Origin of the sequence: Pseudomonas hunanensis (assembly GCF_013393325.1) — a bacterium.
Taxonomy (GTDB): Bacteria; Pseudomonadota; Gammaproteobacteria; order Pseudomonadales; family Pseudomonadaceae; genus Aquipseudomonas; species Aquipseudomonas putida_P.
In genome coordinates, this window is sequence record NZ_QJRC01000087.1 from 31,963 (window position 1) to 56,770 (window position 24,808).

The following is a 24,808-nucleotide window of genomic DNA, read 5'->3' on the forward strand; positions in this document are numbered from 1 at the left end:
CCCCATTTGTTATTGCACGCCTGGATCAGCCACCAACCGGCCGGTGGCCTTGGTCAGCGACTGCAGAAACTCCTGCTGTAGCTCTGGATCGTTGCGGGTCAGCTCGATCAGGCTCTGCTCCATTTCGCTGGCCTCCTCTTCAAGGCCCAGCTCGGACAGGCGCTTGACCCGATGTACCCACTGACCGACATCGTCATCTTCGAGGTCATCGAAGATCAGCTCATGAGCCTCGAGCAGCTTGTTGCGCAGGGTGGCACTGACCAGCAGGCTGGCATCACCTCGCACAGCATTGTCTTCGTCGAGTACCTGAAGGTGCAGGGTGCCGACGTGGTTGAGGTTCTGCTCGGAAAACGGGCTGTCGAGCAGGTTCAGGCGCAGTACGCCATTTCTGTCGGTGGTCAGCTCGTGGGTCATCTTGCCGGCCTTGACCTCGACCAGGCGTTCGCTCCAGGGCACGCTGGTAGATTCCTCGCGCTGGCTTTTCTGCACTTCGCTGATCCCCGCCAGGTTCTGCTGCGCACGGCCGTTGGAAGGCACGTTCATGAACGGGTTGAGCCCATCCACGCCGTAGCTGAGCCAGTCGTGGGTGATGCTTTGCGGCAGATTGCCCAAGGTGAAGACATTGATCACGTTGGCGCCGACACCTGCCACCACGGCCACTGCACCCAGCGGGATCTCGTAGATCTCCCGCCAGGGCTGGTAAGGCGTATAGCGGTCATAGCGACGGGTGACTTCGAACTCGGTGACCTCGAAGCGCTTCTGCTCATGCACGCGCACACGTCGCTGCGGGAGCTCCATCACCTTCGGCTCGCCGACATCGATCTGCAGGGTGTGCTCGAGCAGTTTGCGCTCGACGCGCTCCTCATGGTCGCTGCGCTGGGACATCTGATTGGCGCAACCGCTGACGAGCAGGGCGCCGCACAGTGCGGCGCCCCCCAGGGTAAAGGTACTTCGCTTGAACATGATCACTCGTGCATTGGTTATCAGCGGCGAACGCGGGCCTGCAGGAAGGTCAGCACTTCATTGAGCGGCAGCGCCTGGGCGTCCTGCTCGGTGCGGTGCTTGTACTCCAGGTTGCCGTCGGCCAGGCCGCGATCGCTGACGACGATGCGGTGCGGGATGCCGATCAGCTCCATGTCGGCAAACTTGATGCCTGGGCTGGTCTTCTTGTCGCGGTCGTCCAGCAGCACTTCGAAGCCTGCGGCGGTCAGTTCGGCGTAAAGCTTGTCGGTTGCCTCGCGGACCACGTCGGTTTCATAACGCAGGGGTACCAGGGCAATCTGGAATGGCGCCAGGGCGTCGTTCCAGATGATGCCCTTGTCGTCATAGCTCTGCTCGATGGCAGCTGCGACTACACGGGACACACCGATGCCGTAGCAACCCATCGACAGAACGACCGGTTTGCCGTTCTCGCCCAGTACCTGGCACTTCAGTGCTTCGCTGTACTTGGTGCCGAGCTGGAAGATGTGGCCCACTTCGATACCGCGCTTGATCACCAGGGTACCCTGGCCGTCCGGGCTCGGGTCGCCTTCAACCACGTTACGCAGGTCGGCGACCTGTGGAACCGGCAGGTCGCGCTCCCAGTTCACGCCGAAGTAGTGTTTGTCGTCGATGTTGGCGCCAATGCCGAAGTCGCTCATCAGTGCAACCGAACGGTCGATCACCACTTCCAGCGGCAGGTTCAGCGGGCCGAGCGAGCCGGCGCCGGCACCGATGGCGTCGCGCAGTTCGGCGTCGGTGGCCATGACCAGCGGGTCGGCAACCTGTTCCAGTTTGGCGGCCTTGATTTCGTTCAGCTCGTGGTCGCCACGTACCACCAGGGCCACCAGCTTGCCTTCCTCGGCGCCGCGTACGATCAAGGTCTTGACGGTTTTCTCGATCGCCAGGCCGTGGTTTTCCACCAGTTGGGCGATGGTCTTGGCGTCTGGAGTGTCGACCAGGCGCAGTTCCTCGGTAGGGGCTGGGCGCACGGTTTCACGTGGGATGGCCTCGGCCTTTTCGATGTTGGCGGCGTAATCGGAGCTGTCGCTGAAGATCACGTCGTCTTCGCCAGACTCGGCCAGCACGTGGAACTCGTGCGAGTAGCTGCCGCCGATCGAGCCGGTGTCGGCCTGTACAGGCCGGAAGTCCAGGCCCAGGCGGGTGAACACGTTGCTGTACGCCTGGTGCATGCGGTCGTAGGTTTCCTGCAGGGAAGCCTGGTCGGCATGGAACGAGTAGGCGTCCTTCATGATGAATTCACGGCCACGCATCAAACCGAAGCGTGGGCGGATCTCGTCACGGAACTTGGTCTGGATCTGGTACATGTTGAGCGGCAGCTGTTTATAGCTGGACAGCTCGTTACGGGCCAGGTCGGTGATCACTTCTTCGTGGGTAGGGCCGACGCAGAAGTCGCGCTGGTGGCGATCCTTCAGGCGCAGCAGCTCAGGGCCATACTGCTCCCAGCGACCGGATTCCTGCCACAGTTCGGCGGGCTGGATGCTCGGCATCAGCACTTCCAGGGCGCCGGCGGCGTTCATTTCCTCACGCACCACGGCCTCGACCTTGCGCATTACCCGCAGGCCCATCGGCAGCCAGGTGTACAGGCCGGAGGCCAGTTTGCGGATCATGCCGGCACGCAGCATGAGCTGATGGCTGATGACCACTGCGTCGGCAGGGGTTTCTTTCTGGGTGGCGAGCAAATATTGACTGGTGCGCATGGTTAGCCGTGTCGATTGCCTAAGACGTTGAAATAGCCCCGCATTGTACGGGGGCGAAACGAAGGCGTACAGGATGCCCCAGGGCGTGGCACTTGTCAGCCAAGAAAAAGCCCGGCGTGATCGCCGGGCTTTTCAAGTGCGGGGCACTGCAAGCCAGGCTTACAGGATGCTCAGCGGGTACTCCACGATCAGACGCAGTTCGTCGATCGATGGGGAGCCGTAGTACACGCCATCGCCCGAACGGTAGGTGGCCTGACGTACGCGGAAGCTCAGGTCCTTGGCCGGGCCGCTTTGCATCACGTACTTGACGTCGATGTCGCGTTCCCATTCCTTACCGTCGTCGGTGGTGCGGGTGGAGGCACCGGTACCGCGCACGTAACGGGTCATGAAGGTCAGGCCTGGTACGCCGAACTCGGCGAAGTTCAGGTCATAGCGCGCTTGCCAGGATTTTTCGTCTTCGGCGTTGAAGTCGGAGCGGGCAACCGAGTTGGCCAGGAAGATCGTGCCGCCACCGTCCACGCCGTAGGCATAGTCACCGTCGCCGCTGACTTTCTGGTAGGCCAGGGTGAAGGTGTGTGCGCCAATGTTGTAGGCGGCCGAGAGGCTGGCTGCAATGTTGTCCAGTTCGTTGCTGCCGTCGGACTTGCTGACGAATGCGCCGGTCAGGTTGTCGCCGATCGACTTGGTGTCGTAAATGTTGAAGTCGAACACCAGGCCTTGCTTGTCGCTGATCGGCAGCGCCCAGTTGATGTTGCCGTACCACTTGCGGAAGTGGTCTTCGACACGCGAGTAGTAAACGCTGGTGCTGAGGTTTTCGGTGATGGCGTAGGTGCCACCAAAGACGTTGGCCTCGGTCAGGTTCAGGCTGTCGTGGTAAGTCTGAGCCTGTGCGTTCAGCGCGGTGAAGTGACCGGCGTGCAGGGTCAGGCCATCGATTTCGTTGCTGGTGATCAGGCCGCCTTCGGCAACTTCCGGCAGCAGTCGGCTGTCGTCGGTAGCCAGTACTGGCAGTGCGGTGAACTGGTCGCCGAACTTCAGCACGGTGTTGGAAATGCGCATTTTCACTGCGCCGCCGCCTTCGGAGTAGTCATCCTGCGAGCGACCGTCGGAGCCTTCCGGGAACAGGCCGGTGCCGGCACGGCCTTTGCCGCTGTCCAGCTTGATGCCGAGCATGCCGATGGCGTCGACGCCGAAGCCGACGGTACCTTGGGTGAAGCCCGACTCGAAGGTGCCGAGGAAGCCGAGGCCGGTTTCTTCAACGCGGCTCTGGGAGCCAGACGGGACGTTGCGGAAGTCTCGGCTGAAGTACAGCATGCGGGTTTTGACGTTCAGCTTGCTGTCTTCAATGAAACCTTTGGACTCGTCTTGTGCCGAGGCCATTGCCAACTGCGAGGTCCCTGCCGCAACGGCCAGGGCGATCATGCTCCACTTCATCACGCGCATCGTGATTTGCTCCTTTGGTTTTTAGGAAGAGTACCGCTGCGTCCATGTGTTTTAGTTATATGGGGCAGCTCTTTCTTTTTATGTCGGCGAAAATGTATAGCACGCTGACTGTTGTTGGCGATATGGCTATAAGCACTCTTTGCGGAACTTTTTCGCCATGTCGCTTTTAGATATTTCCATGTCGCAAATCACGCCCCGGTTTAAGGGCCGTACAACGCCAGCGCTGTTCCTGTCACCGTAACAAATCGGTAACTACCGATTCTGGTTAAGGAAACTCCCTGGTAACCAATGCCGCTGTTGTTATTTGTCGCGTACACCTGCCGTTGCAGATGTCGTGCCGACTTGGCGTGAAGTGAATGCAACAAGCGTGCTCAAAATTCACAACACTTCATGAAATTTTCACAAAACCTGCTACCGAGGGTCGGAAAGTGCCGTAAATACGGGCCGAAGGCGGGTTGATGAGATATTGGAGTCGAGAATCATTAAAATTTAAAAAGCTGCCATGAAAGTCAATGTGTTACCGCAACTTGTTCATCCAGAGTCGTTTGTGGGGTGGCAAGTGTGGGAAGGGCGGACAGGTGGCCTCATTTTGGTGCGAAAAGTAGCGCTGTGTTACCGGGAATGTGCAAGGTATCCTTGCAGGCCTGTTTTCCGCTCGATGCGGGATGGTTTTGCCTGAAGGAGATATGCCGTGTTCGTCCTCGATTCACGTTTGCAGCAGGATTCCCTGGTGCTGGGGGAGTTTGCGCTGTGCCAGTTGCTGCTGAGCAAGGATGCCAATTACCCATGGTTCATCCTGGTGCCCAAGCGCGCCGGCATCAGCGAACTGTTCGAGCTGGATGCGGCAGAGCAGCAACAGTTGTGGCAGGAAACCACCGTGTTGGCCGAAGCGCTGAAGACCAGCTACGGCGCTGACAAGATGAACGTGGCAACGTTGGGCAATGTGGTCAGCCAGCTGCATATGCATGTGATCGTGCGCCGGCGCGACGATGCTGCCTGGCCGGCCCCGGTTTGGGGCAAGTGCCCGTCGGTGGCGTACACCGATGATCAGCTGCAAGCCGTTCGCCAGCGCCTGCGCGGGCTGCAATTGGCTGGTTACCAGGAGGCCTGAAATGACACTGGAAATGCGTATGGTGGAACTGGAAACCCGTCAGGCGTTTCAGGATGACACTATTCAGGCGCTGAATGACGTGGTCGTCGAGCAAGGGCGGGTGATTGACCGGCTGCAATTGCAGATGGCCGAGCTGATCAAGCGTCATGAAGAGATGGTTGGCCAGTACGGCAGCGAAGGGGAAGAGGCGCCGCCGCCGCATTACTGACTACTGCTTGGGCATGCTCTCCGTGAGAGCGGGCAAGCCCGTGCTCACGGAGAAGGCGGCGTCAGCGTCGGGTTACTGCAACCACGTCTTCGGCCTGCAGGCCCTTGTCGCGGTGCATCACCGAAAACTCCACGCGCTGGCCTTCGACCAGGATGCGGTGGCCCTCACCGCGAATGGCGCGAAAGTGCACGAAGATGTCATCACCCGAATCGCGGGAGATGAAACCGAAGCCTTTCGACGTGTTGAACCACTTGACGGTGCCGGTATCACGGCTGCCGACATCTTGTGCCGCGTGTTGGCTGCTGCGCGCTTTACGCGGGGTGCGGGCAAAGCCCACGGCCAGGTGCAGGGCTACGGCCAGCACCGCGCAGACCAGGGCAGCCAGGTTGCCCATTTCCGGGCGAGCCAGCAACGTCAGGGTCTGCAGTACCACGGCTACCACCAGCAGGGCGCAGGCTAGATGCTGCAGCTGTTGTCGCGCGCCGCGGTAATACAGTGGCACGACCGGGGCCAGTACCAGGTTGAGCAGGCCGAGCAGCGCCAGGTAGACCGCGTCGGGTTGCTGCAGGAAGGGTGTCGCATCGGTTTTCAGGCTGGGTATGAGCGATAGCAGCAAAGCTGCCACGCCCGTCACCAGATGGACGATCTTGAACATGGGGTTGGCTCACAGTTGATAAGGCCGATCACAGGAAGAGCTGGTAGCACGGTGCGCATGAGGTGTAGAGCGCGAACACGTGACAGGCCAGCCTATGCACCCGGCAATGACAGTCCGCACGGGTGGCACGGTGCCTATTTAACAGTAAAGCCGCAGCCTACTCAAACCGCAGGCCGCCCGGCGGGCGATGTGTTGCGCCATGTCACATGCGGCATGCGCCAAGTGTTGCTACAGTGGTCGGCGCCCGCTTGAGTCTCAAGCCTTATGGAAAGGGGAACTTCATGGCAATCGATATCGGTATCAGTGAAGAAGATCGCAAGTCCATCGTCGATGGGCTGTCCCGTCTGTTGTCGGATACCTATGTGCTGTATCTGAAAACCCATAACTTTCACTGGAACGTCACCGGTCCGTCGTTCCGCACCCTGCATTTGATGTTCGAAGAGCAGTACAACGAACTGGCGCTGGCAGTCGATTCGATCGCCGAGCGCATCCGTGCCCTGGGCTTCCCGGCGCCGGGGTCGTATGCATTCTACGCGCGGCACTCGTCGATCAAGGAGGAGGAAGGCGTGCCCCCTGCGGACGAAATGATCCGTCAGCTGGTGCAGGGTCAGGAGGCCGTGGTGCGTACTGCGCGCAGTATTTTCCCGGTGGTGGACAAAGTCAGTGACGAGCCGACCGCCGACTTGCTGACCCAGCGCATGCAAGTGCACGAGAAAACCGCCTGGATGCTGCGGGTGCTGCTCGACGGCAAGTAACGGCCATCGTGCAAAAGCCCTGGTCGGCATGCCCGGCCGGGGTCTAGAGGTTGTGCAGGAAGATTTTGCCGCTGCTTTAAGCTCGCGCATCAGCGCTTCATAGGTCGCCTGGTACCTGTGACGAGGAAGTGTGGCGCATGATGCAAGCGAGCAAACGTAGTATTGGCCAGGGGAGTTGGCCCGCAAAACAATGCATCGATCCGTTCAAGGCGGATTTCGACATGTTGCAGGCCCAACCGGTGTCGCGCTCGGTGCGGCTCAACGGCTTTTCCACGTGTCTGCGCCTGGAGGCCGTCTACTGGGGTATCCTGGAGCGCATCGCCGCTGCCAACCGCTGCTCGGTCAGTGCCGTGTTGTCCTACGTGGACCGCGAAGTGCACCTGCGCCAGGGTGGGGTGCGCAACTTCAGCGGGCTGATCCGGGTCATCTGCGTGGCGTGGCTTCAGAACCCGCCAAGTGCGCGCTGATCGCCTGGCGGGCTGCGCAGTGCTTGCTAACCATATATAATCCCGCTTTTTGCTGCCCCGGCAGCCAGCGTTGTGGTTGACGAGAGACACCCATGCCCCTTTATGACTATCAATGTGCGTCCTGCGAGCACCGCATGGAAGTGCTGCAGAAGATCAGCGCCGCGCCGCTGGTCGATTGCCCGGCCTGCCAGGCGCCGGCACTGAAAAAGCTGCTGTCGGTGCCAGGCTTCCGCCTGAGCGGTAATGGTTGGTACGAAACCGACTTCAAGACCGGGGCGAAAAAGAATCTGGCAGGCGGCGACAAGGCCGACTGAGTTGAATGCTGTGACCGGGTCTTGCAGTATTAGCCCTCCGGGCGGCCAAGGCCTCCACCGAATACACGAATCACGAGAAGCGAAACCACCATCATGATGCGCAGCCATTATTGCGGCCAACTGAACGAGAGCCTGGACGGCCAGGAAGTCACCCTTTGCGGCTGGGTCCATCGTCGCCGCGACCACGGCGGGGTGATCTTCCTCGACATCCGTGACCGCGAAGGCATGGCCCAGGTCGTGTTCGACCCGGATCGCGCCGAAACCTTCGCCGCTGCCGACCGTGTGCGCAGCGAATACGTCGTGCAGATCACCGGCAAGGTCCGCAAGCGCCCTGACGGTGCGGTGAATGCCAACATGGCGTCCGGTGCAATCGAGATCCTCGGCTACCAGCTGAACGTGCTCAACGAAGCAGAAACCCCGCCGTTCCCGCTGAACGAATACTCCGACGTCGGCGAGGAAACCCGCCTGCGTTACCGCTTCATCGATCTGCGTCGCCCGGAAATGGCTGACAAGCTGCGCCTGCGCTCGCGCATCACCAGCAGCATTCGTCGCTTCCTCGACGAAAATGGTTTCCTCGACGTCGAAACCCCGATCCTCACCCGTGCTACCCCGGAAGGTGCGCGTGACTACCTGGTGCCAAGCCGTACCCACGCCGGTAGCTTCTTCGCTCTGCCGCAGTCGCCACAGCTGTTCAAGCAGCTGCTGATGGTCGCCGGTTTCGACCGCTACTACCAGATCGCCAAGTGCTTCCGTGACGAAGACCTGCGGGCCGACCGCCAGCCGGAATTCACCCAGATCGACATCGAGACCAGCTTCCTCGATGAAAGCGAGATCATGGGCTTGACCGAAAGCATGATCCGCAAGCTGTTCAAGGAAGTGCTGGACCTGGAGTTCGGCGAATTCCCGCACATGACCTTCGAAGAGGCCATGCGCCGCTATGGCTCCGACAAGCCAGACCTGCGTAACCCGCTGGAACTGGTCGACGTTGCCGACCAGTTGAAGGATGTCGACTTCAAAGTATTCGCCGGCCCGGCCAACGATCCGAAGTGCCGCGTTACCGCCCTGCGTCTGCCAGGCGGTGCGAGCATGCCGCGCAGCAAGATCGACGAGTACACCAAGTTCGTCGGCATTTACGGTGCCAAGGGCCTGGCCTACATCAAGGTCAACGAGCGTGCCAAGGGCGTCGAAGGCCTGCAGTCGCCGATCGTCAAGAACATCCCTGAAGCCAACCTCAACAACATCCTCGACCGCGTGGGTGCTGTAGATGGCGACATCGTGTTCTTCGGCGCCGACAAGTTCAAGGTGGTCAGCGAAGCCCTGGGCGCGCTGCGTATCCGCCTGGGTCACGACTTCGAGCTGCTGACCTGCGAGTGGGCACCGATGTGGGTCGTCGACTTCCCGATGTTCGAAGAGAACGAAGACGGCAGCTTCACCGCGCTGCACCACCCGTTCACCGCGCCCAAGTGCACCCCGGAAGAGCTGGAGGCCAACCCGGCCACGGCCCTGTCCCGTGCCTACGACATGGTCCTGAACGGCACCGAGCTGGGTGGCGGCTCGATCCGTATTCACCGTAAAGAGATGCAACAGGCGGTATTCCGCCTGCTGGGTATCGAGGCAGAAGAACAGGAAGAGAAGTTCGGCTTCCTGCTCGACGCCCTGAAATTCGGCGCACCGCCCCACGGCGGCCTGGCCTTCGGCCTGGACCGCCTGGTCATGCTGATGACCGGCGCCCAGTCGATCCGTGAAGTGATCGCGTTCCCGAAAACCCAGAGCGCTGCATGCGTCATGACCCAGGCCCCTGGCCTGGTCGACGCCAAGGCCCTGCGCGAGCTGCACATCCGACTGCGCGAACAGACCAAGGTCGAGTAAGCAGTCCCCGGGCGCATCCATATGGATGCGCCTTTGCGTTTCGGCGCAAGTATTCTCCCGTCCCGCCCCGTCATGGGGCGGGGCTGTTTGTGATTCAAAGGATTCGGAGTCGTTATGGCTGGTCATTCCAAGTGGGCGAACATCAAGCACCGCAAAGAGCGCCAGGATGCCAAGAGAGGCAAGGTCTTCACCAAGTGGATCCGTGAGCTGACGGTAGCTGCCAAGCAAGGCGGCCCTGACCCGGCATCCAACCCGCGCTTGCGCCTGGCGCTGGACAAGGCGCTGGGCGCCAACATGAGTCGCGACATCATCGACCGCGCCGTGGCCCGTGGCGCTGGCACCAATGAAAGCGACAACGTCGAAGAGCTCAGCTACGAAGGTTATGGCCCCGGTGGCGTGGCGATCATGGTCGAAGCCATGACCGACAACCGCAACCGTACTGCCGCCGCCGTGCGCCATGCCTTTACCAAGTGCGGTGGCAACCTGGGCACCGACGGTTCGGTGGCCTACCTGTTCGAGCGCAAGGGGCAGATCAGCTTTGCCCCGGGCGTTGAAGAAGACGCGTTGATGGAAGCGGCAATGGAGGCCGATGCCGACGACGTGGTGGCCAACGATGACGGCTCGTTCGAGGTGTTCACTTCGTTCAATAGCTTCTATGCCGTGCGTAACGCGCTGGAAGAGGCTGGCTTCAAGGCCGCTGACGCGGAAATCGTCATGCAGCCGACCACTAGCGCCGAACTTGACCGGGACGGTGCGGAAAAGGTGCTCAAGCTGATCGACATGCTCGAAGACCTGGACGACGTGCAGAACGTCTACTCCAACGCCCAGATTTCCGATGAGATCATGGAAAACCTCGGCTAAGGTTGTTTCGTTCGCCTTGAGGGTTTATTCGCGGGCAAGCCCGCTCCTACAGGGACTGCGAGGTCTTTGTAGGGGCGGGCTTGCCCGCGAATAGACCGGTGAAATTGGTAAAACTCCGCAGGTGTTATGACTCTGATTCTTGGTATCGACCCCGGTTCGCGCATCACCGGTTACGGTGTGGTCCGTCAGACCGCCCGTGGTTGCGAGTACGTGGCATCGGGTTGTATCCGCACCGGCAGCGGCGAGCTGCACGAGCGGCTGCAGATTGTTTTTCGGGGTGTCAGTGAAATCATCGCCCAGCACGGCCCGGTGACCATGGGTATCGAGCGGGTGTTCATGGCCCGCAACGCCGATTCGGCGCTAAAGCTCGGCCAGGCCCGTGGCGCGGCCATCGTCGCCGCCGCCGAGGCCGGCCTGGAAATCGCCGAATACAGCGCCACCCAGGTCAAGCAGGCCGTGGCCGGCACGGGTGGGGCCAACAAGGAGCAGGTGATGATGATGGTCATGCACCTGCTGAAATTGACGCAAAAGCCACAGATCGATGCCTCCGATGCCCTGGCCATCGCCCTGTGCCACGCTCACACCCGTTCCAGCTTGGTACCACATGGCCTGGCCACGGCACGGCGACGCGGCGGGCGCTTGCGTCTGTAGGCGCTTCATGCGCTGATACATATTTTGTTCGGGTGATGCGTTCACCCGCTGCATTTGCTGATAGGGTTGAGCGGTCTTTGACCGGCTCCCCGAGAGGAAGGATCGGAACGTGATTGGACGTTTGCGCGGCACCCTGGCGGAAAAACAGCCGCCGCACCTGATTATCGACGTCAACGGCGTGGGATACGAACTGGAAGTTCCCATGACCACGCTGTACCGTCTGCCCAAGGTGGGCGAAGCCGTCACCGTGCATACCCACCTGGTCGTGCGCGAAGACGCCCACTTGCTCTATGGCTTTGCCGAAAAGCGCGAGCGCGAGTTGTTCCGCGAGCTGATCCGCCTGAACGGCGTGGGGCCGAAGCTGGCCCTGGCGCTGATGTCCGGGCTGGAAGTGGACGAACTGGTGCGCTGCGTGCAAGCCCAGGACACGTCGGCCCTGGTGCGCGTGCCCGGTGTTGGCAAAAAAACCGCCGAACGCTTGCTGGTCGAGCTCAAGGACCGCTTCAAAGCCTGGGAGACGTCACCGGCCATGTTCACCCTGGTGTCCGACGGGCCGTTGCCGGTCGCCAGCGAGTCCAGCGCCGAGGCCGATGCGGTCAGTGCCCTGGTCTCGCTCGGCTACAAGCCGCAGGAAGCCAGCAAGGCAATCGCTGCGATCAAGGACAAGGCCGGCTTGAGCAGTGAAGAACTGATCCGCCGCAGCCTGAAAGGGATGATAACCAAGTGATCGAAGCCGACCGCCTGATCGCCGCCAGTGGCCGCGACCGCGAAGAGGTCCAGGACCGTGCGATTCGCCCGCTGAGCCTGGACGATTATATCGGCCAGCCGGTGGTGCGCGAGCAGATGGCGCTGTTCATCCAGGCGGCGCGTGGCCGCAGCGAGTCGCTCGATCACACGCTGATCTTTGGCCCGCCAGGCCTGGGCAAGACCACCCTGGCCAACATCATCGCCCATGAAATGGGCGTGTCGGTGAAGAGCACCTCGGGGCCTATTCTGGAACGCCCTGGCGACCTGGCAGCCATGCTGACCAACCTCGAGCCGCACGATGTGCTGTTCATCGACGAAATCCATCGGCTGTCGCCGGTCGTCGAAGAGGTGTTGTACCCGGCCATGGAGGATTTCCAGCTCGACATCATGATTGGCGAAGGCCCGGCGGCGCGTTCGATCAAGCTGGACCTGCCACCGTTCACCCTGGTAGGCGCTACCACCCGTGCCGGCATGCTCACCAACCCGTTGCGTGACCGCTTCGGTATCGTCCAGCGCCTGGAGTTCTACAGCGACAAGGACCTGGCCACTATCGTCAGCCGTTCGGCCAACATCCTTGGCCTGGCCATCGAAGACCTCGGCGCCTACGAGATCGCTCGCCGCGCTCGGGGTACGCCGCGTATCGCCAACCGCCTGCTGCGCCGGGTGCGCGACTACGCCGAAGTACGCGGCAAGGGCCAGATCACCAAGGCCGTGGCCGACATGGCGCTGAACCTGCTGGACGTCGACGAGCGTGGTTTCGATCATTCCGACCGCCGCCTGCTGCTGACCATGATCGAAAAATTCGATGGCGGCCCGGTGGGCGTGGACAACCTGGCCGCGGCCATCAGCGAAGAGCGTCATACCATCGAGGATGTGCTTGAGCCGTACCTGATCCAGCAGGGCTACATCATGCGTACGCCGCGTGGCCGCGTGGTCACCCGGCATGCCTACCTGCACTTTGGCCTGAATATTCCCGGGCGCTTGGGGGAGGGTGGTGATTTTTCCGAGCCAGGCGATGAATGACAGATCGAAAGCGACTTTTCGTGGTCCTACCGCTGGCATGCCCAAAGTGCGCTGGCAATAAGACATCAATGAAGAAAAAACAGTTGCCACAGCGGATTGGCAAGCTGAGGAGTAAGCACTAGAGTATGCGCGCGCAAAATCAGCTCGAACCGTTCGCACACCGTTGTCGCGTCTATTACGAAGATACCGATGCGGGCGGCGTGGTGTATTACGTCAACTACCTGAAATTCATGGAGCGCGCGCGCACCGAACGCCTGCGGCACCTGGGCTTTTCCCAGTCGCAACTGGCCGAAGACAACCTGCTGTTCGTGGTTCATTCCAGCGAAGCGCGGTATCACGCGCCGGCGCGGCTTGATGACGAACTGCGGGTGACCGCGCAAGTACTTGAACTCAATCGCGCCAGCTTGCGCTTCGTGCAGCAGGTCTGGCGGGAAAAGGATGACACGCTGCTTTGCGAAGGGCAGTTCCTGGTGGCCGCCGTGCGCGCCGACACTTTCAAACCCCGAGCCATACCCCCCCAGCTGCGCGAAGCCTTTATGGCGGACGGCTCGGGTAATCAATCGAATGCAGGAGAATAAGCGTGGAAGCTAACGTCGTCGACCATACCTCCATGTGGAGTCTGGTCAGCAATGCCAGCGTGGTGGTACAGCTGGTAATGCTGACCCTGGTGGCCGCCTCGGTCACCTCATGGATCATGATCTTCCAGCGCAGCACCATGCTGCGCGCCGGTCGTCGTGCGCTGGATGCCTTCGAGGAGCGCTTCTGGTCGGGCATCGACCTGTCCAAGCTGTACCGCCAGGCAGGCAGCAACCCAGACCCGGACTCTGGCGTGGAGCAGGTGTTCCGTGCCGGCTTCAAGGAGTTCTCGCGCCTGCGCCAGCAACCGGGCGTTGACCCGGACGCGGTGATGGAAGGCGTTGGCCGTGCCATGCGCGTGGCCATTTCTCGCGAGGAAGAAAAACTCGAACAGAGCCTGCCGTTCCTGGCCACCGTTGGTTCCACCAGCCCGTACATCGGCCTGTTCGGTACCGTATGGGGCATCATGAACTCCTTCCGCGGCCTGGCCAGCGCCCAGCAAGCCACCCTGGCCACTGTCGCCCCAGGTATCGCCGAAGCGCTGATCGCCACCGCCATCGGCCTGTTCGCAGCGATCCCGGCGGTCATCGCCTACAACCGTTTCGCCGCGCGCAGTGAAGTGCTGATCGGTCGTTACTACACCTTCGCCGACGAGTTCCAGGCGATCCTGCACCGCAAAGTGCACACCAGCGAAGAGTAATCAGGTAGAAGCCCATGGCCCGAGTTCGCCACAAACGCAAGCCCGTCGCCGAGATGAACGTGGTGCCCTACATCGACGTGATGCTGGTGCTGCTGGTCATCTTCATGGTGACGGCGCCCATGCTCAACCAGGGCGTGAAGGTCGACCTGCCCAAGGTTTCCAGCGAAGCCTTGCCGCAGGACAACAACGTCCAGATCCTCACCATCTCCATCAAGGCCGATAAAACCTACTACTGGAACCTTGGCAGCGAAGTCGATACCGACAAGCAGATGGACAAGGCCATGACCTTGCCTGACATGACCAATGCAGTGACCAAGATCATTGCTGCCGGCCGTGACCAGGGCAAGCAAACCCAGGTGTTCATTCGTGGCGACAAGGCTGTCGACTATGGCGCGGTCATGGGTGCCATGGGCGGGTTGCAGAAGGCCGGTGTCGGTAACGTTGGCCTGATTACCGAGGCGCCCTGATGCAACAGCGAGAGCCATCCGCCTCGGAAAGCTACTTCTGGCCCAGTGTCTGGGCCATCGGCCTGCATGTGCTGGTGTTCGCCCTGCTGTTCGTCAGTTTTGCCATGACGCCTGAGCTGCCGCCTTCCAAGCCGATCGTTCAGGCTACCCTGTACCAGCTCAAGTCCAAGAGCCAGGCGACCACCCAGACCAATCAGAAGATTGCCGGGGAAGCGAAGAAAACCGCTTCGCGCCAGACCGAAGTCGAGCAGTTGGAGCAGAAGAAGGTCGAGCAGGAAGCAGTGAAGGCTGCGGAACAAAAGAAAGCCGACGCTGCTCAAAAGGCCGAGGAGGCCCGCGAAGCCGCCGAGGCGAAAAAAGCCGAAGACGCTGCCAAGGCCGCAGAAGCCGCCAAGGCTGCCGAAGCCAAGAAAGCTGCCGAAGCCAAGAAGGCCGACGAGGCGAAGAAGGCTGCCGAGAAGCAGCAGGCCGACATCGCCAAGAAGAAGGCCGAGGACGAAGCCAAGAAAAAAGCCGAAGAAGAGGCCAAGAAAGAGGCCGCTGAAGAGGCGAAGAAACAAGCCGCCGAGGACGCCAAGAAAAAGGCAGCCGAGGAGGCCAAGAAGAAAGCAGCCGAGGACGCCAAGAAGAAGGCGGCGGCCGAGGACGCTAAGAAGAAGGCAGCTGAAGAGGCCAAGAAAAAGGCCGCTGCAGACGCCCAGGAGAAGAAGGCACAGGAAGCGGCCCGCAAGGCGGCAGAAGACAAGAAAGCCCAGGCCCTGGCCGAGCTGTTGTCCGACACCACCGAGCGGCAGCAGGCGCTGGCCGACGAGCAGGGTGACCAGGTGGCCGGCGACTTCGACGACCTGATCCGCATGCGCGCGGCCGAGGGCTGGGCGCGTCCGCCTTCCGCGCGCAAGGGCATGACGGTGGTCCTGCAGATCAACATGTTGCCGGACGGTACCATCACCAGTGTCAGCGTGGCCCGTTCCAGTGGTGACGGCCCGTATGACAGTTCGGCGGTGGCTGCGGTGAAGAACATTGGTCGTTTGACCGAGATGCAGGGTATGAAGCCGAGCGATTTCAACCAATATCGTTCGTTCAAGATGACATTTACACCTGAGGATCTAGCGTTGTGATTAAACGTCTGAGAGGACTGCTGGTCATGCTGTGCTGCGTGGCAGGCATGGCGGTGGCAGAGGAAAAGAACATCCTGGTCACCAGTGGCAGTGACCGGGCTACACCCATCGCGGTAGTGCCGTTCGGCCTGCAGGGCGGCAGCGTGCTGCCCGAAGACATCGCCGACATCATCGGCAACGACCTGCGCAACTCTGGTTACTACTCGCCGATTCCGCGGCAGAACATGATCAGCCAGCCGTCGCAGGCCAGCGAAGTGATCTTCCGTGACTGGAAAGCGCTGGGTGCCCAGTACGTGATGGTCGGCAGCATCGTGCCGTCGGGCGGTCGCCTGCAGGTGCAGTACGCGCTGTTCAACGTCGCCACCGAGCAGCAAGTGCTGACCGGTAGCGTGGCGGGCAGCACCGACCAGCTGCGCGACATGGCGCACTACATTGCCGACCAGTCGTTCGAGAAGCTCACCGGCATCAAGGGGGCGTTCTCTACCCGCATGCTGTACGTGACGGCCGAGCGCTTCTCCACCAACAACACCCGTTACACCCTGCAGCGTTCGGACTACGACGGTGCGCGTGCGGTAACCCTGCTGCAGTCGCGCGAACCGATCCTGTCGCCGCGCTTTGCGCCGGATGGCAAGCGTATCGCCTACGTTTCGTTCGAGCAGAAGCGCCCGCGTATCTTCATTCAGAACATCGATACCGGTCGCCGCGAGCAGGTGACCAACTTCGAAGGCCTGAACGGCGCGCCAGCCTGGTCGCCGGACGGTTCGCGCCTGGCGTTCGTGCTGTCCAAGGACGGCAACCCGGACATCTACGTGATGAATGTGGCTTCGCGCCAGATCAGCCGTGTCACTGCCGGCCCAGGTATCAATACCGAGCCGTTCTGGGGTAAGGATGGCAACACCCTTTACTTCACTTCCGACCGTGGCGGCAAACCGCAGATCTATAAACAGTCGGTCAGTGGTGGCGGTGCCGAGCGTGTAACGTTCGTGGGTAACTACAACGCCAACCCGAAACTTTCGGCAGACGAAAAGACCCTGGTGATGATCCATCGCCAACAGGGCTTTACCAACTTCAAAGTGGCGGCACAGGACTTGCAGCGCGGAAGTGTAAAGATTCTGTCTGAAACAAGTCTTGATGAGTCTCCCACTGTCGCGCCAAACGGCACCATGCTAATCTACGCCACCCGCCAGCAGGGCCGGGGAGTCTTGATGCTCGTGTCGCTTAATGGCCGCGTGAGGCTCCCACTTCCTACCGCTCAAGGCGAAGTCAGAGAACCGTCCTGGTCCCCTTACCTGAACTGATTGCGGCGTAATACGTTTTGCTTAACACACTGGGGTTTCATTAGGAGTTTCACGATGGAAATGCTGAAGTTTGGTAAATTTGCTGCGCTGGCTCTGGCCATGGCTGTAGCTGTAGGTTGCTCCTCGAAGGGCGGTGATAACGCAGGCGAAGGCGCTGCTGTAGATCCTAACGCTGGCTACGGTGCCAACACTGGCGCTGTTGACGGTTCCCTGAGCGAAGAAGCCGCCCTGCGCGCAATCACCACCTTCTACTTCGAATACGACAGCTCGGACCTGAAGCCAGAAGCCATGCGCGCTCTGGACGTTCACGCCAAGGACCTGAAGTCCAACGGCAACCGCGTTGTTCTGGAAGGCAACACCGACGAGCGCGGCACCCGCGAGTACAACATGGCTCTGGGTGAGCGTCGTGCGAAAGCCGTTCAGCGCTACCTGGTTCTGCAGGGCGTTTCCCCTGCTCAGCTGGAACTGGTTTCCTACGGCGAAGAGCGTCCAGTTGCCACCGGCAACGACGAGCAGTCCTGGGCTCAGAACCGTCGCGTAGAACTGCGTAAGTAAGTTCTTATGCGTATGTGCCGCCGTGTAGTAACCGTCCTCGCACTCAGCCTGCCGCTCGCGGCCTGGGCTGAGGTCCCTGTAGTAGATGACAACGCAGGCAGCTATCCGCCTGCGGGTTATGGCACGAGCGGCGCCTATGCCGGGTCAGGGGCTTCGGCCCCTGCCTCTGCACAGGGCCAGCTGTTCATGCAGCTGCAACAGATGCAGGATCAGCTTTCCCGCCAGCAAGGCATCATCGAAGAGCTGCAAAACGATGTGTCGCGCATGAAGCAGGAAAACCTGGAGCGTTACCAGGACCTGGACCGTCGCATCAACAGTGGCGCTGCGCCTGCCGCAACCCCTGACAATTCCACCGGTGGTGGTGCGTCCAATGCCGCCCCGGATGCAGCAGCAGGTGCTGCTGCGCAACAACCGGCCGCCAGTAGCGAGCCCGGTGATCCGGCGAAAGAAAAGCTTTACTACGATGCTGCTTTCGACCTGATCAAACAGAAAGACTTCGACAAGGCCAGCCAGGCGTTCAACGCATTCCTGCGCAAGTACCCAAACAGCCAGTACGCCGGCAACGCGCAGTACTGGTTGGGTGAAGTGAACCTGGCCAAGGGTGACCTGCCAGGCGCAAGCCAGGCCTTCGCTCAAGTAAGTCAGAAGTATCCGAAGCACAGCAAGGTGCCCGATTCACTGTACAAACTGGCCGATGTCGAGCGCCGTATGGGGCATACCGACAAGGTCAAGGGCATCCTGCAGCAGGTTATTACCCAGTACCCCGGCACCTCGGCCGCGCAACTGGCTCAGCGTGACCTGCAGAAGCTCTGAGTGTCGTAGTTGCACCGCTCGAAAGAAACCCGCGCCAGTCGCGGGTTTTTTCGTTAGAATCACTGCCCTTTTTTCGTAAACACGCTGCTGCGGATAACGCTATGTCGAGTCCGCAACAGTGCCTGAGGAGGCGGGCAGCCTGTTTAGCTGTCACGCCCGTGGCGAGCATGCAAGACACATTACGCATCACCGAAGTCTTTTACTCTTTGCAGGGTGAAACGCGAACGGCTGGGTTGCCCACCGTATTCGTGCGCCTCACAGGTTGCCCCCTGCGCTGCCAGTACTGCGACAGTGCCTATGCCTTCAGTGGCGGTACCCTTCGCACCCTCGATTCGATCCTTGAGCAGGTGGCCGGTTTCAAACCGCGCTACGTCTGTGTCACCGGTGGTGAGCCATTGGCCCAGCCCAACGCCCTGCCGTTACTGCAGCGGCTGTGTGATGCCGGGTACGAAGTGTCGCTGGAAACCAGCGGTGCGTTGGACATTACCGGTACCGACACCCGCGTCAGCCGTGTGGTCGACCTGAAAACCCCAGGTTCCGAAGAATCGCACCGTAACCGCTACGAGAACATCGAGCAGCTGACCCGTAACGACCAGGTCAAGTTCGTCATCTGTTCCCGCGAGGACTACGACTGGGCAGTTTCCAAGCTGATCCAGTACAACCTTTCCGAGCGTGCGGGTGAGGTGTTGTTCTCGCCGAGCCACCACCAGGTGAAAGCCAGCGACCTGGCGGACTGGATCGTTGCCGACAACCTGCCCGTACGCTTCCAGCTGCAGCTGCACAAGCTGCTGTGGAACGACGAACCCGGACGTTGATTGAGGAGCACCTACACATGACCGATAAACGCGCAGTAATCCTGTTGTCCGGGGGCCTGGACTCGGCCACCGTAGTTGCCATGGCCAAGGCCGAAGGCTACAGCTGCTACACCATGAGCTTCGATTACGGCCAGCGCCATCGTGCCGAGTTGAATGCCGCTGCCCGCGTGGCCCGTGACCTGGGAGTGGTGGAGCACAAGGTGATCGGGCTGAACCTTGACGGCATTGGCGGTTCGGCGTTGACCGACAGCAACATCGATGTGCCGGAAGCCCCAAGTGAGGGCATCCCGGTCACTTATGTGCCAGCGCGCAACACCGTGTTCCTTTCGCTTGCCCTGGGCTGGGCCGAAGTGTTGGAGGCGCGTGATATTTTCATTGGCGTCAATGCCGTGGATTACTCCGGCTACCCGGATTGCCGCCCCGAGTTCGTCGAAGCCTTCGAGCGCATGGCAAACCTGGCGACCAAAGCCGGTGTAGAGGGGCAGGGTTTCCGCATCCAGGCGCCGCTGCAGAACATGAGCAAGGCGCAGATCGTGCAGGCCGGTATGGCCCGCGGTGTGGATTACAGCCTGACCGTTTCCTGCTACCAGGCCGATGATGACGGCCGTGCCTGTGGCAAATGCGACAGCTGCCGCCTGCGCGCCGACGGCTTCAAGGCCGCCGGTGTCGAAGACCCAACGCGGTATTTTTCAAAGGTTTTTTGATTGGGTGTTGATTTCTCGTTAGAAATCAGTATTATACGCGCCATCAAATGGGTCGTTAGCTCAGTTGGTAGAGCAGTTGGCTTTTAACCAATTGGTCGTAGGTTCGAATCCTACACGACCCACCACACGCAATACGTCAAAGCCCGCTACCAGTAATGGTCGCGGGCTTTTTCGTTTTCACAGGCCTTGTTCAGCTGGCTTACTCAGCCCATTCCGGGTCCCCGGTAAACACCACCGTAATCCAACGGTCAGGCCCTTCGCCACCTACCGCATCGCCAATCTCGTTGCGCCACGCATCCCATTCTTCGATGGTCTTCGCAGCCATGCCTTTTGGCACGATGAAATACAGCTCGATTTCCCGCGAGCGCCCGACCTTGGCGACATAGGCGCGGTAAGACTGCAGCCCGTGGCGGGCGACGAAGGCCTTGGCCACTTCATCTACATGCAGCTTGAGGTCGCCGGGGGTGACCAGAAAAATTTCCGATAGCGCCTGGCGCACCACCGACAAGGGCAGCGGTACGATCACCAGGCACACCAGCGCCAGCACCGCCGGGTCGATGTACGGCGACACCCATTCCAGCGAGGTGCCCTGCACCGCGTAGCCAAAGCAGAAGGCGATCAGCAGGGCGGCGGTGATGCTGGCCGACATCACCCAGCCCTTGACGTCCATGCGCACGAAGTCCGATTGCAGCTTGCGGTTGGCGCGCGCCTCGACGACGGCGATGGTCACGCAGGTGATCACCGTCAACACCGCGTAGACCATGGCAATGCCGAACTCCAGGTGACGGCCGCCTTGCAGCAGGCTGCTGACGGCGTTGATCAGTGCGTAGATGGCTACGCCGCTGAGCAGGATGCCGTTGAGTGCCAGCACCATCGGTTCCAGGTGCCAGAAGCCCATGGTGAAGCGCTCGCGCAGCTTGCGCGACATTTGCACGCTGGTGGTGTGCGAGGTGATCAGCTTGACCACCACCAGCGACAGACCACTCATGCTGGCGTCGACCAGCGAGTACACGCCGTCGAACACGATGGAGAACGAGCCGGAGGCCAGGCCGAAAGCGATGCCGATGGTGGCGATGAACAGGGTGACGGCAATCGAGGTGCGTAACAGGCCCTGTTCGCTGGTGATGTCAAAAAAGGTGGATCTGGTTGCGGTTTGCATGAGTTGTGCTCAGTAAAAACGATAGTGCTGTGGCGCCTGTAAGGGCTTGCTGGCGGGCAAACCCGCCAAGAAACCCTACAGGCTAGACGCGAAATTGCTCCATCAGCGCCTGCTGCTGATTGGCAAGCCGGTTCAGCGCCTGGCTGATGCGCGCCGATTCGTCAGCCTGGCCAGCCAGTGATTCTGTCACATCACGGATGCCGGCCACGTTGCGGTTCACTTCCTCGGCCACCGCGCTCTGCTCCTCAGCCGCCGAGGCAATTTGCAAGTTCATGTCGCTGATGACCGCCACCGCCTCGCCAATTCGCTGCAGTGCCGGCAGCGCCTGCTCCATGCGCGCGGCGCTGTCCTGTGCCTGGCGCTGGCCTTCATGCATGGCACCGACGACATCCTGCGTGCCTTGCTGCAGGCCTTCGATGACCTGGCGAATTTCCTCCACCGACACCTGCGTGCGTTGAGCCAGGCCGCGCACCTCGTCGGCGACCACGGCGAAGCCACGCCCGGCTTCGCCGGCACGAGCCGCTTCGATGGCGGCATTCAGTGCCAGCAGGTTGGTCTGCTCGGCAATGGTACGGATCACCTCCAGCACCGAGCCGATCTGCCCGCTGCGGCCTTCCAGCGCACGCGCTTCGTCCATGGCTGTGTTCATGCCGGCGGCCAGTCGATCGATGCCTTGACGCGTGCTGTCGATCAGTTGCAGGCCTTCCTGGCTGGCCTGGTCGGCGGCGCGTGCGGCCTGGGCCGCCTGCGAGGCGTTATGGGCGACATCCAGGGCAGTGGCGCTCATTTCGTTGGCCGCCGTGGCCACCTGTTCGATTTCGCGATGCTGTTGCTGCATGCCGTTGCTGGTCTGGCTGGCGATGGCGGCCGACTGGTCGGCGGTGCCGCGGGCCTCCTGCAGTGAGCCTTTGACTTGGGCGATGACTGGCTGCAGCTTGTCGAGGAAGCGGTTGAACCAGCCGGTGAGCTGGCCCAGTTCGTCCTGGCGGGCGTAGTCCAGGCGACGGGTCAGGTCGCCTTCGCCGCTGGCGATGTCTTCCAGGCGTGCGGCCACGGCCAGGATTGGCCGAGTAACGCCGCGTGCGGTCAGCCACACCAGCAGCAAGCCGACCACGGCTGCGCCCAGGCCGATCAGCAGGCTGGTGAGGTTGGCGCGTTGGTTGTGCGCGTCCAGGCGCTGGTTGAGTGCGGCGGCAGGGGCCTGCAGCACGCTTTCCGGCAGCTCCAGCAACACTTGCCATGGGGCTGCGTCAGGTATTGGTGTGAAAGGGTGGGCCACGCGCAGCAGGCCATCGGCTACTGCGTTGTCCATGGGTTTGCCGAGCGTCGTGTCGTCGCGGCTGTTACCGGCCAGCAGGCCGGCGGCGCTGGCGATACTCACTTGGCCCTGGCCATCGAACAGCTCGCGGCGGCCGTCCACGCTCAGTTGCTGCAGGTTGGCCAGGCCGATGTCCAGGCCGACCACGCCGACCACCTTGCCGTGCTCCAGCAGCGGCAAGGCGATGCTGGTCATCAGTACTTGGCGGCCGTTGACCTCGTCGAGGTACGGTTCGAGCATGCAGGTTCTGCCGGTGTCCTGCGGGCAGGTCAGCCAGCGGTTTTTCGCTGCGCCGTTGCTGCCGATACTGGTATCGCCAAGCATCGTTTCCGGCATGGCTTCCAGTTCCAGGGTGCCGGGGGTTGGTTGCGACCAGTAAAGCGAAAAGCGTCCGCGCTCATTGCTGCCCATGGCGTCCTGGCCGAGGTACTGGCTGTCTTGCTGGTCCAGGGCATCGGGCTGGAATACCAGGTACAGGCCGATCACATCCGGGTTGCCGGCCAGGCTGGCACGCGCCTGGCGGGTCAGTTCGGCGCGCAGGTCGCTGCCGCCACGGGCCTTCAGTACCTGTACCAGGCGGGCAAAGCCATTGCCGTATTGGTAGGCGTCCATGAAGTAGCGCTGTATTCGCAGGGCCTGGGTTTGCGCATGGGCCTGCAGGCGCAGGCGGGCGCTGCTGTCGAGCATGGCGGTGTTGGCCTGGTTGACCAAGGCCGCGCTGCGTTGCGCCTGGGTCAGCGAGGTGGCCACCAGCAAGGCGACGATGGCCAGCAGACACAGGCCGGCAAGCAAGGTGATCTTCCATTGGATGGAGAGGCGACGCAGCGGCATGAGGGCTTTCCTTTTCGATCAAGTACAACGCCCGCGATCAGGCGCGGGCGTTGTCAGCAGCATGGTTCATTCGGCGATGTAGTTGGGCGGTGCCGCGCGGAAGGCTTTGGTCAGCCAGCCAAGGTAGATCAGGCCAAGCGCGGCCCAGATGCCGCCAAACATCAGTGAGTGCGCATTCAGGTCCAGCCACAGCGAGACGATGATGCAGAAGCCGATGGTGGGCAGCACCAGGTACTTCAGCTGGTTGGCCAGCCCCTTGCGGTTGCCTTCGCGCAGGTAGCAGTGGTTGATCACCGACAGGTTGACGAAGCTGAACGCGACCAGGGCGCCGAAGTTGATGATCGAGGTGGCGGTCACCAGGTCGAAGAAGATCGCCGACAGGGAAATGATCCCCACTACGGCAATGTTCAGCACTGGCGTCTTGTAGCGTGAATGCAGGCGGGCGAAGACGCTGGCCGGGATGACGTTGTCGCGGCCCATCACGTACAGCAGGCGCGACACGCTGGTTTGCGAGGCCAGGCCCGAGGCGATGGTGTTGATCACGGTGCAGGCGATGAAAATCGACTGGAACAGCTTGCCGCCGACGTACAGGGCGATTTCCGGCAGGGCCGCTTCCTGGTCGTGGAAGCGAGCCATGGTCGGGAAGTAGGCCTGGATGAAGTAAGAAACGGTGATGAACACCACGCCGCCGATCAGTGCGGTGAGGAAGATCGCACGGGGGATGGTCTTGGCCGGGTCGCGGGTTTCTTCGGAAAGGCAGGTGACCGCGTCAAAGCCCAGGAACGAGAAGCACAGGATGGTCGCACCGGCGGCCAAGGCGCTGAATTGGGTCTGGCTGTCGGCGAACGGCATCAGGCTCCAGGCGGTACCCAGCCCTTCACCGTGGTCCAGGCCGCGTACGCACAGGTAGATGAATACGGCAATGATCGCCACCTGCACGCCCACGAACAGCAGGTTGAAGTGCGCCACCAGGTTGACGCTGCGCATGTTGATCAGGCTGATCAGGGTGACGAAGCCTGCTACCCACATCCACTCCGGCACTTCCGGGAACATCGCTGAAAGGTACAGTTTGGCCAGCAGCGCGTTGACCATCGGCAACAGCAGGTAGTCCAGCAACGACGACCAGCCGACCAGGAAGCCCACGTGCGGGTTGATCGCCTTTTGGGTGTAGGTGTAGGCCGAGCCCGACTGCGGGAAGCGCTTGACCAGGGTGCCGTAGCTCACGGCGGTGAACAGGATCCCGGCCAGTGCCAGAATGTAGGCGCTGGGTACGTGGCCGGCAGTAATCCCGCTGACGATGCCGAAGGTGTCGAACACGGTCATCGGGGTCAGGTAGGCCAGGCCGATGATGATCACGTGCCAGAGGCGCAGGGTTTTGCGGAGTTGGCCGTTGCCGGTAGCGCGGTGGTCAGGCTGCATGCTGGCATGGCTCCTGGTGCTGGGCGTAAACGGCGGGCACGGTGTATTGCGCATGCGGCAGGGGCGAGCGGGTGGGCTCCATATTGTTCACCTTTTATGTTGGAGCGGCGGAAGGCGCGGGGGGACGCGCAAAGTGGTGAAAATAAAAAACGATGGGTAGGTGGGTGTCAAGTTAAACATGACAAGATGTTACTGAATTGAAATATTTATCGATTTTTAAGGGTGTTTGTTC

26 protein-coding genes and 1 tRNA gene are annotated in these 24,808 nt (G+C 61.2%); 20 read left to right on the forward strand and 7 right to left on the reverse strand.

The genetic code is table 11. The features are described from left to right. Positions 1 to 9: 9 nt before the first annotated feature. From DM807_RS12965 to DM807_RS12975, 3 genes are all read right to left on the reverse strand, one after another. Entirely contained in the window at positions 10 to 963 is a 954-nt protein-coding gene (locus tag DM807_RS12965; RefSeq protein WP_012273779.1) for a hypothetical protein, read from the reverse strand. Between the two features lie 20 nt (positions 964 to 983). Continuing rightward, complete coding sequence (locus tag DM807_RS12970) at positions 984 to 2,699, reverse strand: proline--tRNA ligase (RefSeq protein WP_060492654.1); 1,716 nt, start codon at positions 2,697 to 2,699, stop codon at positions 984 to 986. 159 nt (positions 2,700 to 2,858) lie between these two features. Continuing rightward, positions 2,859 to 4,142, reverse strand: a complete 1,284-nt coding sequence (locus DM807_RS12975) for an OprD family porin (protein ID WP_012273777.1) — start codon at positions 4,140 to 4,142, stop codon at positions 2,859 to 2,861. A gap of 691 nt (positions 4,143 to 4,833) precedes the next feature. On the opposite strand from DM807_RS12975, the gene DM807_RS12980 reads away from it, so the two are divergent. Further along, entirely contained in the window at positions 4,834 to 5,253 is a 420-nt protein-coding gene (locus DM807_RS12980; RefSeq protein WP_060492655.1) for an HIT family protein, read from the forward strand. A gap of 1 nt (position 5,254) precedes the next feature. Continuing rightward, entirely contained in the window at positions 5,255 to 5,461 is a 207-nt protein-coding gene (locus DM807_RS12985) for a SlyX family protein (RefSeq protein ID WP_012273775.1), read from the forward strand. Positions 5,462 to 5,522: 61 nt separating this feature from the next. Here the strand turns inward: DM807_RS12985 and DM807_RS27890 are convergent, their stop codons facing one another. After that, complete coding sequence (locus DM807_RS27890) at positions 5,523 to 6,116, reverse strand: cold-shock protein (protein ID WP_012273774.1); 594 nt, start codon at positions 6,114 to 6,116, stop codon at positions 5,523 to 5,525. A gap of 281 nt (positions 6,117 to 6,397) precedes the next feature. On the opposite strand from DM807_RS27890, the gene DM807_RS12995 reads away from it, so the two are divergent. From DM807_RS12995 to DM807_RS13080, 18 genes are all read left to right on the forward strand, one after another. Continuing rightward, on the forward strand, positions 6,398 to 6,871 hold the full coding sequence (locus DM807_RS12995) for a Dps family protein (protein ID WP_003254783.1): 474 nt from the start codon (positions 6,398 to 6,400) through the stop codon (positions 6,869 to 6,871). Positions 6,872 to 7,008: 137 nt separating this feature from the next. Continuing rightward, positions 7,009 to 7,338, forward strand: coding sequence for a ribbon-helix-helix domain-containing protein (locus DM807_RS13000; RefSeq protein ID WP_012273773.1), 330 nt, complete (start codon positions 7,009 to 7,011; stop codon positions 7,336 to 7,338). 92 nt (positions 7,339 to 7,430) lie between these two features. After that, complete coding sequence (locus tag DM807_RS13005) at positions 7,431 to 7,652, forward strand: FmdB family zinc ribbon protein (RefSeq protein WP_012273772.1); 222 nt, start codon at positions 7,431 to 7,433, stop codon at positions 7,650 to 7,652. Positions 7,653 to 7,745: 93 nt separating this feature from the next. Beyond that, entirely contained in the window at positions 7,746 to 9,521 is a 1,776-nt protein-coding gene (gene aspS, locus DM807_RS13010; protein ID WP_012273771.1) for an aspartate--tRNA ligase, read from the forward strand. 114 nt (positions 9,522 to 9,635) lie between these two features. Next, on the forward strand, positions 9,636 to 10,382 hold the full coding sequence (locus DM807_RS13015; RefSeq protein WP_179027443.1) for a YebC/PmpR family DNA-binding transcriptional regulator: 747 nt from the start codon (positions 9,636 to 9,638) through the stop codon (positions 10,380 to 10,382). Positions 10,383 to 10,508: 126 nt separating this feature from the next. Beyond that, complete coding sequence (gene ruvC, locus DM807_RS13020) at positions 10,509 to 11,033, forward strand: crossover junction endodeoxyribonuclease RuvC (RefSeq protein WP_012273769.1); 525 nt, start codon at positions 10,509 to 10,511, stop codon at positions 11,031 to 11,033. Between the two features lie 109 nt (positions 11,034 to 11,142). Beyond that, the gene (gene ruvA, locus DM807_RS13025; protein ID WP_012273768.1) at positions 11,143 to 11,760 is read left to right on the forward strand and encodes a Holliday junction branch migration protein RuvA; all 618 of its coding nucleotides are present in this window, start codon (positions 11,143 to 11,145) and stop codon (positions 11,758 to 11,760) included. Beyond that, complete coding sequence (ruvB, locus tag DM807_RS13030) at positions 11,757 to 12,803, forward strand: Holliday junction branch migration DNA helicase RuvB (RefSeq protein ID WP_012273767.1); 1,047 nt, start codon at positions 11,757 to 11,759, stop codon at positions 12,801 to 12,803. The genes ruvA and ruvB overlap by 4 nt, the downstream gene beginning before the upstream one ends. A gap of 125 nt (positions 12,804 to 12,928) precedes the next feature. Then, entirely contained in the window at positions 12,929 to 13,381 is a 453-nt protein-coding gene (gene ybgC / locus DM807_RS13035) for a tol-pal system-associated acyl-CoA thioesterase (protein WP_012273766.1), read from the forward strand. 2 nt (positions 13,382 to 13,383) lie between these two features. Continuing rightward, the gene (gene tolQ, locus DM807_RS13040) at positions 13,384 to 14,079 is read left to right on the forward strand and encodes a protein TolQ (RefSeq protein ID WP_010952367.1); all 696 of its coding nucleotides are present in this window, start codon (positions 13,384 to 13,386) and stop codon (positions 14,077 to 14,079) included. A 14-nt stretch (positions 14,080 to 14,093) separates the two neighbouring features. Continuing rightward, positions 14,094 to 14,546: a protein TolR gene (tolR, locus tag DM807_RS13045; protein ID WP_012273765.1), complete on the forward strand. Its 453-nt coding sequence runs from the start codon at positions 14,094 to 14,096 to the stop codon at positions 14,544 to 14,546. Beyond that, positions 14,546 to 15,664 carry a cell envelope integrity protein TolA gene (tolA, locus tag DM807_RS13050; RefSeq protein WP_179027444.1) on the forward strand — a complete coding sequence of 373 codons (1,119 nt, stop codon included), beginning with the start codon at positions 14,546 to 14,548 and terminating at the stop codon, positions 15,662 to 15,664. Before tolR ends, tolA begins: the two co-directional genes overlap by 1 nt. A 26-nt stretch (positions 15,665 to 15,690) precedes the next feature. Continuing rightward, the gene (tolB, locus tag DM807_RS13055) at positions 15,691 to 16,962 is read left to right on the forward strand and encodes a Tol-Pal system beta propeller repeat protein TolB (RefSeq protein WP_012273763.1); all 1,272 of its coding nucleotides are present in this window, start codon (positions 15,691 to 15,693) and stop codon (positions 16,960 to 16,962) included. A gap of 54 nt (positions 16,963 to 17,016) precedes the next feature. Next, positions 17,017 to 17,517, forward strand: a complete 501-nt coding sequence (gene pal, locus DM807_RS13060) for a peptidoglycan-associated lipoprotein Pal (RefSeq protein ID WP_012273762.1) — start codon at positions 17,017 to 17,019, stop codon at positions 17,515 to 17,517. Between the two features lie 6 nt (positions 17,518 to 17,523). Next, entirely contained in the window at positions 17,524 to 18,330 is an 807-nt protein-coding gene (ybgF, locus tag DM807_RS13065) for a tol-pal system protein YbgF (RefSeq protein WP_012273761.1), read from the forward strand. A 167-nt stretch (positions 18,331 to 18,497) separates the two neighbouring features. Then, positions 18,498 to 19,145: a 7-carboxy-7-deazaguanine synthase QueE gene (gene queE, locus DM807_RS13070; RefSeq protein WP_012273760.1), complete on the forward strand. Its 648-nt coding sequence runs from the start codon at positions 18,498 to 18,500 to the stop codon at positions 19,143 to 19,145. Continuing rightward, positions 19,145 to 19,849 (forward strand): 7-cyano-7-deazaguanine synthase QueC, encoded by a 705-nt coding sequence (gene queC, locus DM807_RS13075; RefSeq protein ID WP_071984792.1) that lies wholly within the window; start codon positions 19,145 to 19,147, stop codon positions 19,847 to 19,849. Before queE ends, queC begins: the two co-directional genes overlap by 1 nt. A 49-nt stretch (positions 19,850 to 19,898) precedes the next feature. Beyond that, positions 19,899 to 19,974 (forward strand) — tRNA-Lys (locus DM807_RS13080). A gap of 74 nt (positions 19,975 to 20,048) precedes the next feature. Here the strand turns inward: DM807_RS13080 and DM807_RS13085 are convergent. The 3 genes from DM807_RS13085 to DM807_RS13095 all read right to left on the reverse strand — a co-directional run bounded on the left by DM807_RS13085 (position 20,049) and on the right by DM807_RS13095 (position 24,576). Then, a complete protein-coding gene (locus DM807_RS13085; RefSeq protein WP_012273758.1) occupies positions 20,049 to 21,008 on the reverse strand; it encodes a cation diffusion facilitator family transporter in 960 nt (319 codons plus the stop codon). Positions 21,009 to 21,090: 82 nt separating this feature from the next. Next, positions 21,091 to 23,157 (reverse strand): methyl-accepting chemotaxis protein McpU, encoded by a 2,067-nt coding sequence (gene mcpU, locus DM807_RS28255; protein WP_012273757.1) that lies wholly within the window; start codon positions 23,155 to 23,157, stop codon positions 21,091 to 21,093. 66 nt (positions 23,158 to 23,223) lie between these two features. Next, positions 23,224 to 24,576, reverse strand: coding sequence for an APC family permease (locus DM807_RS13095; protein ID WP_012273756.1), 1,353 nt, complete (start codon positions 24,574 to 24,576; stop codon positions 23,224 to 23,226). Between the last annotated feature and the right edge of the window lie 232 nt (positions 24,577 to 24,808).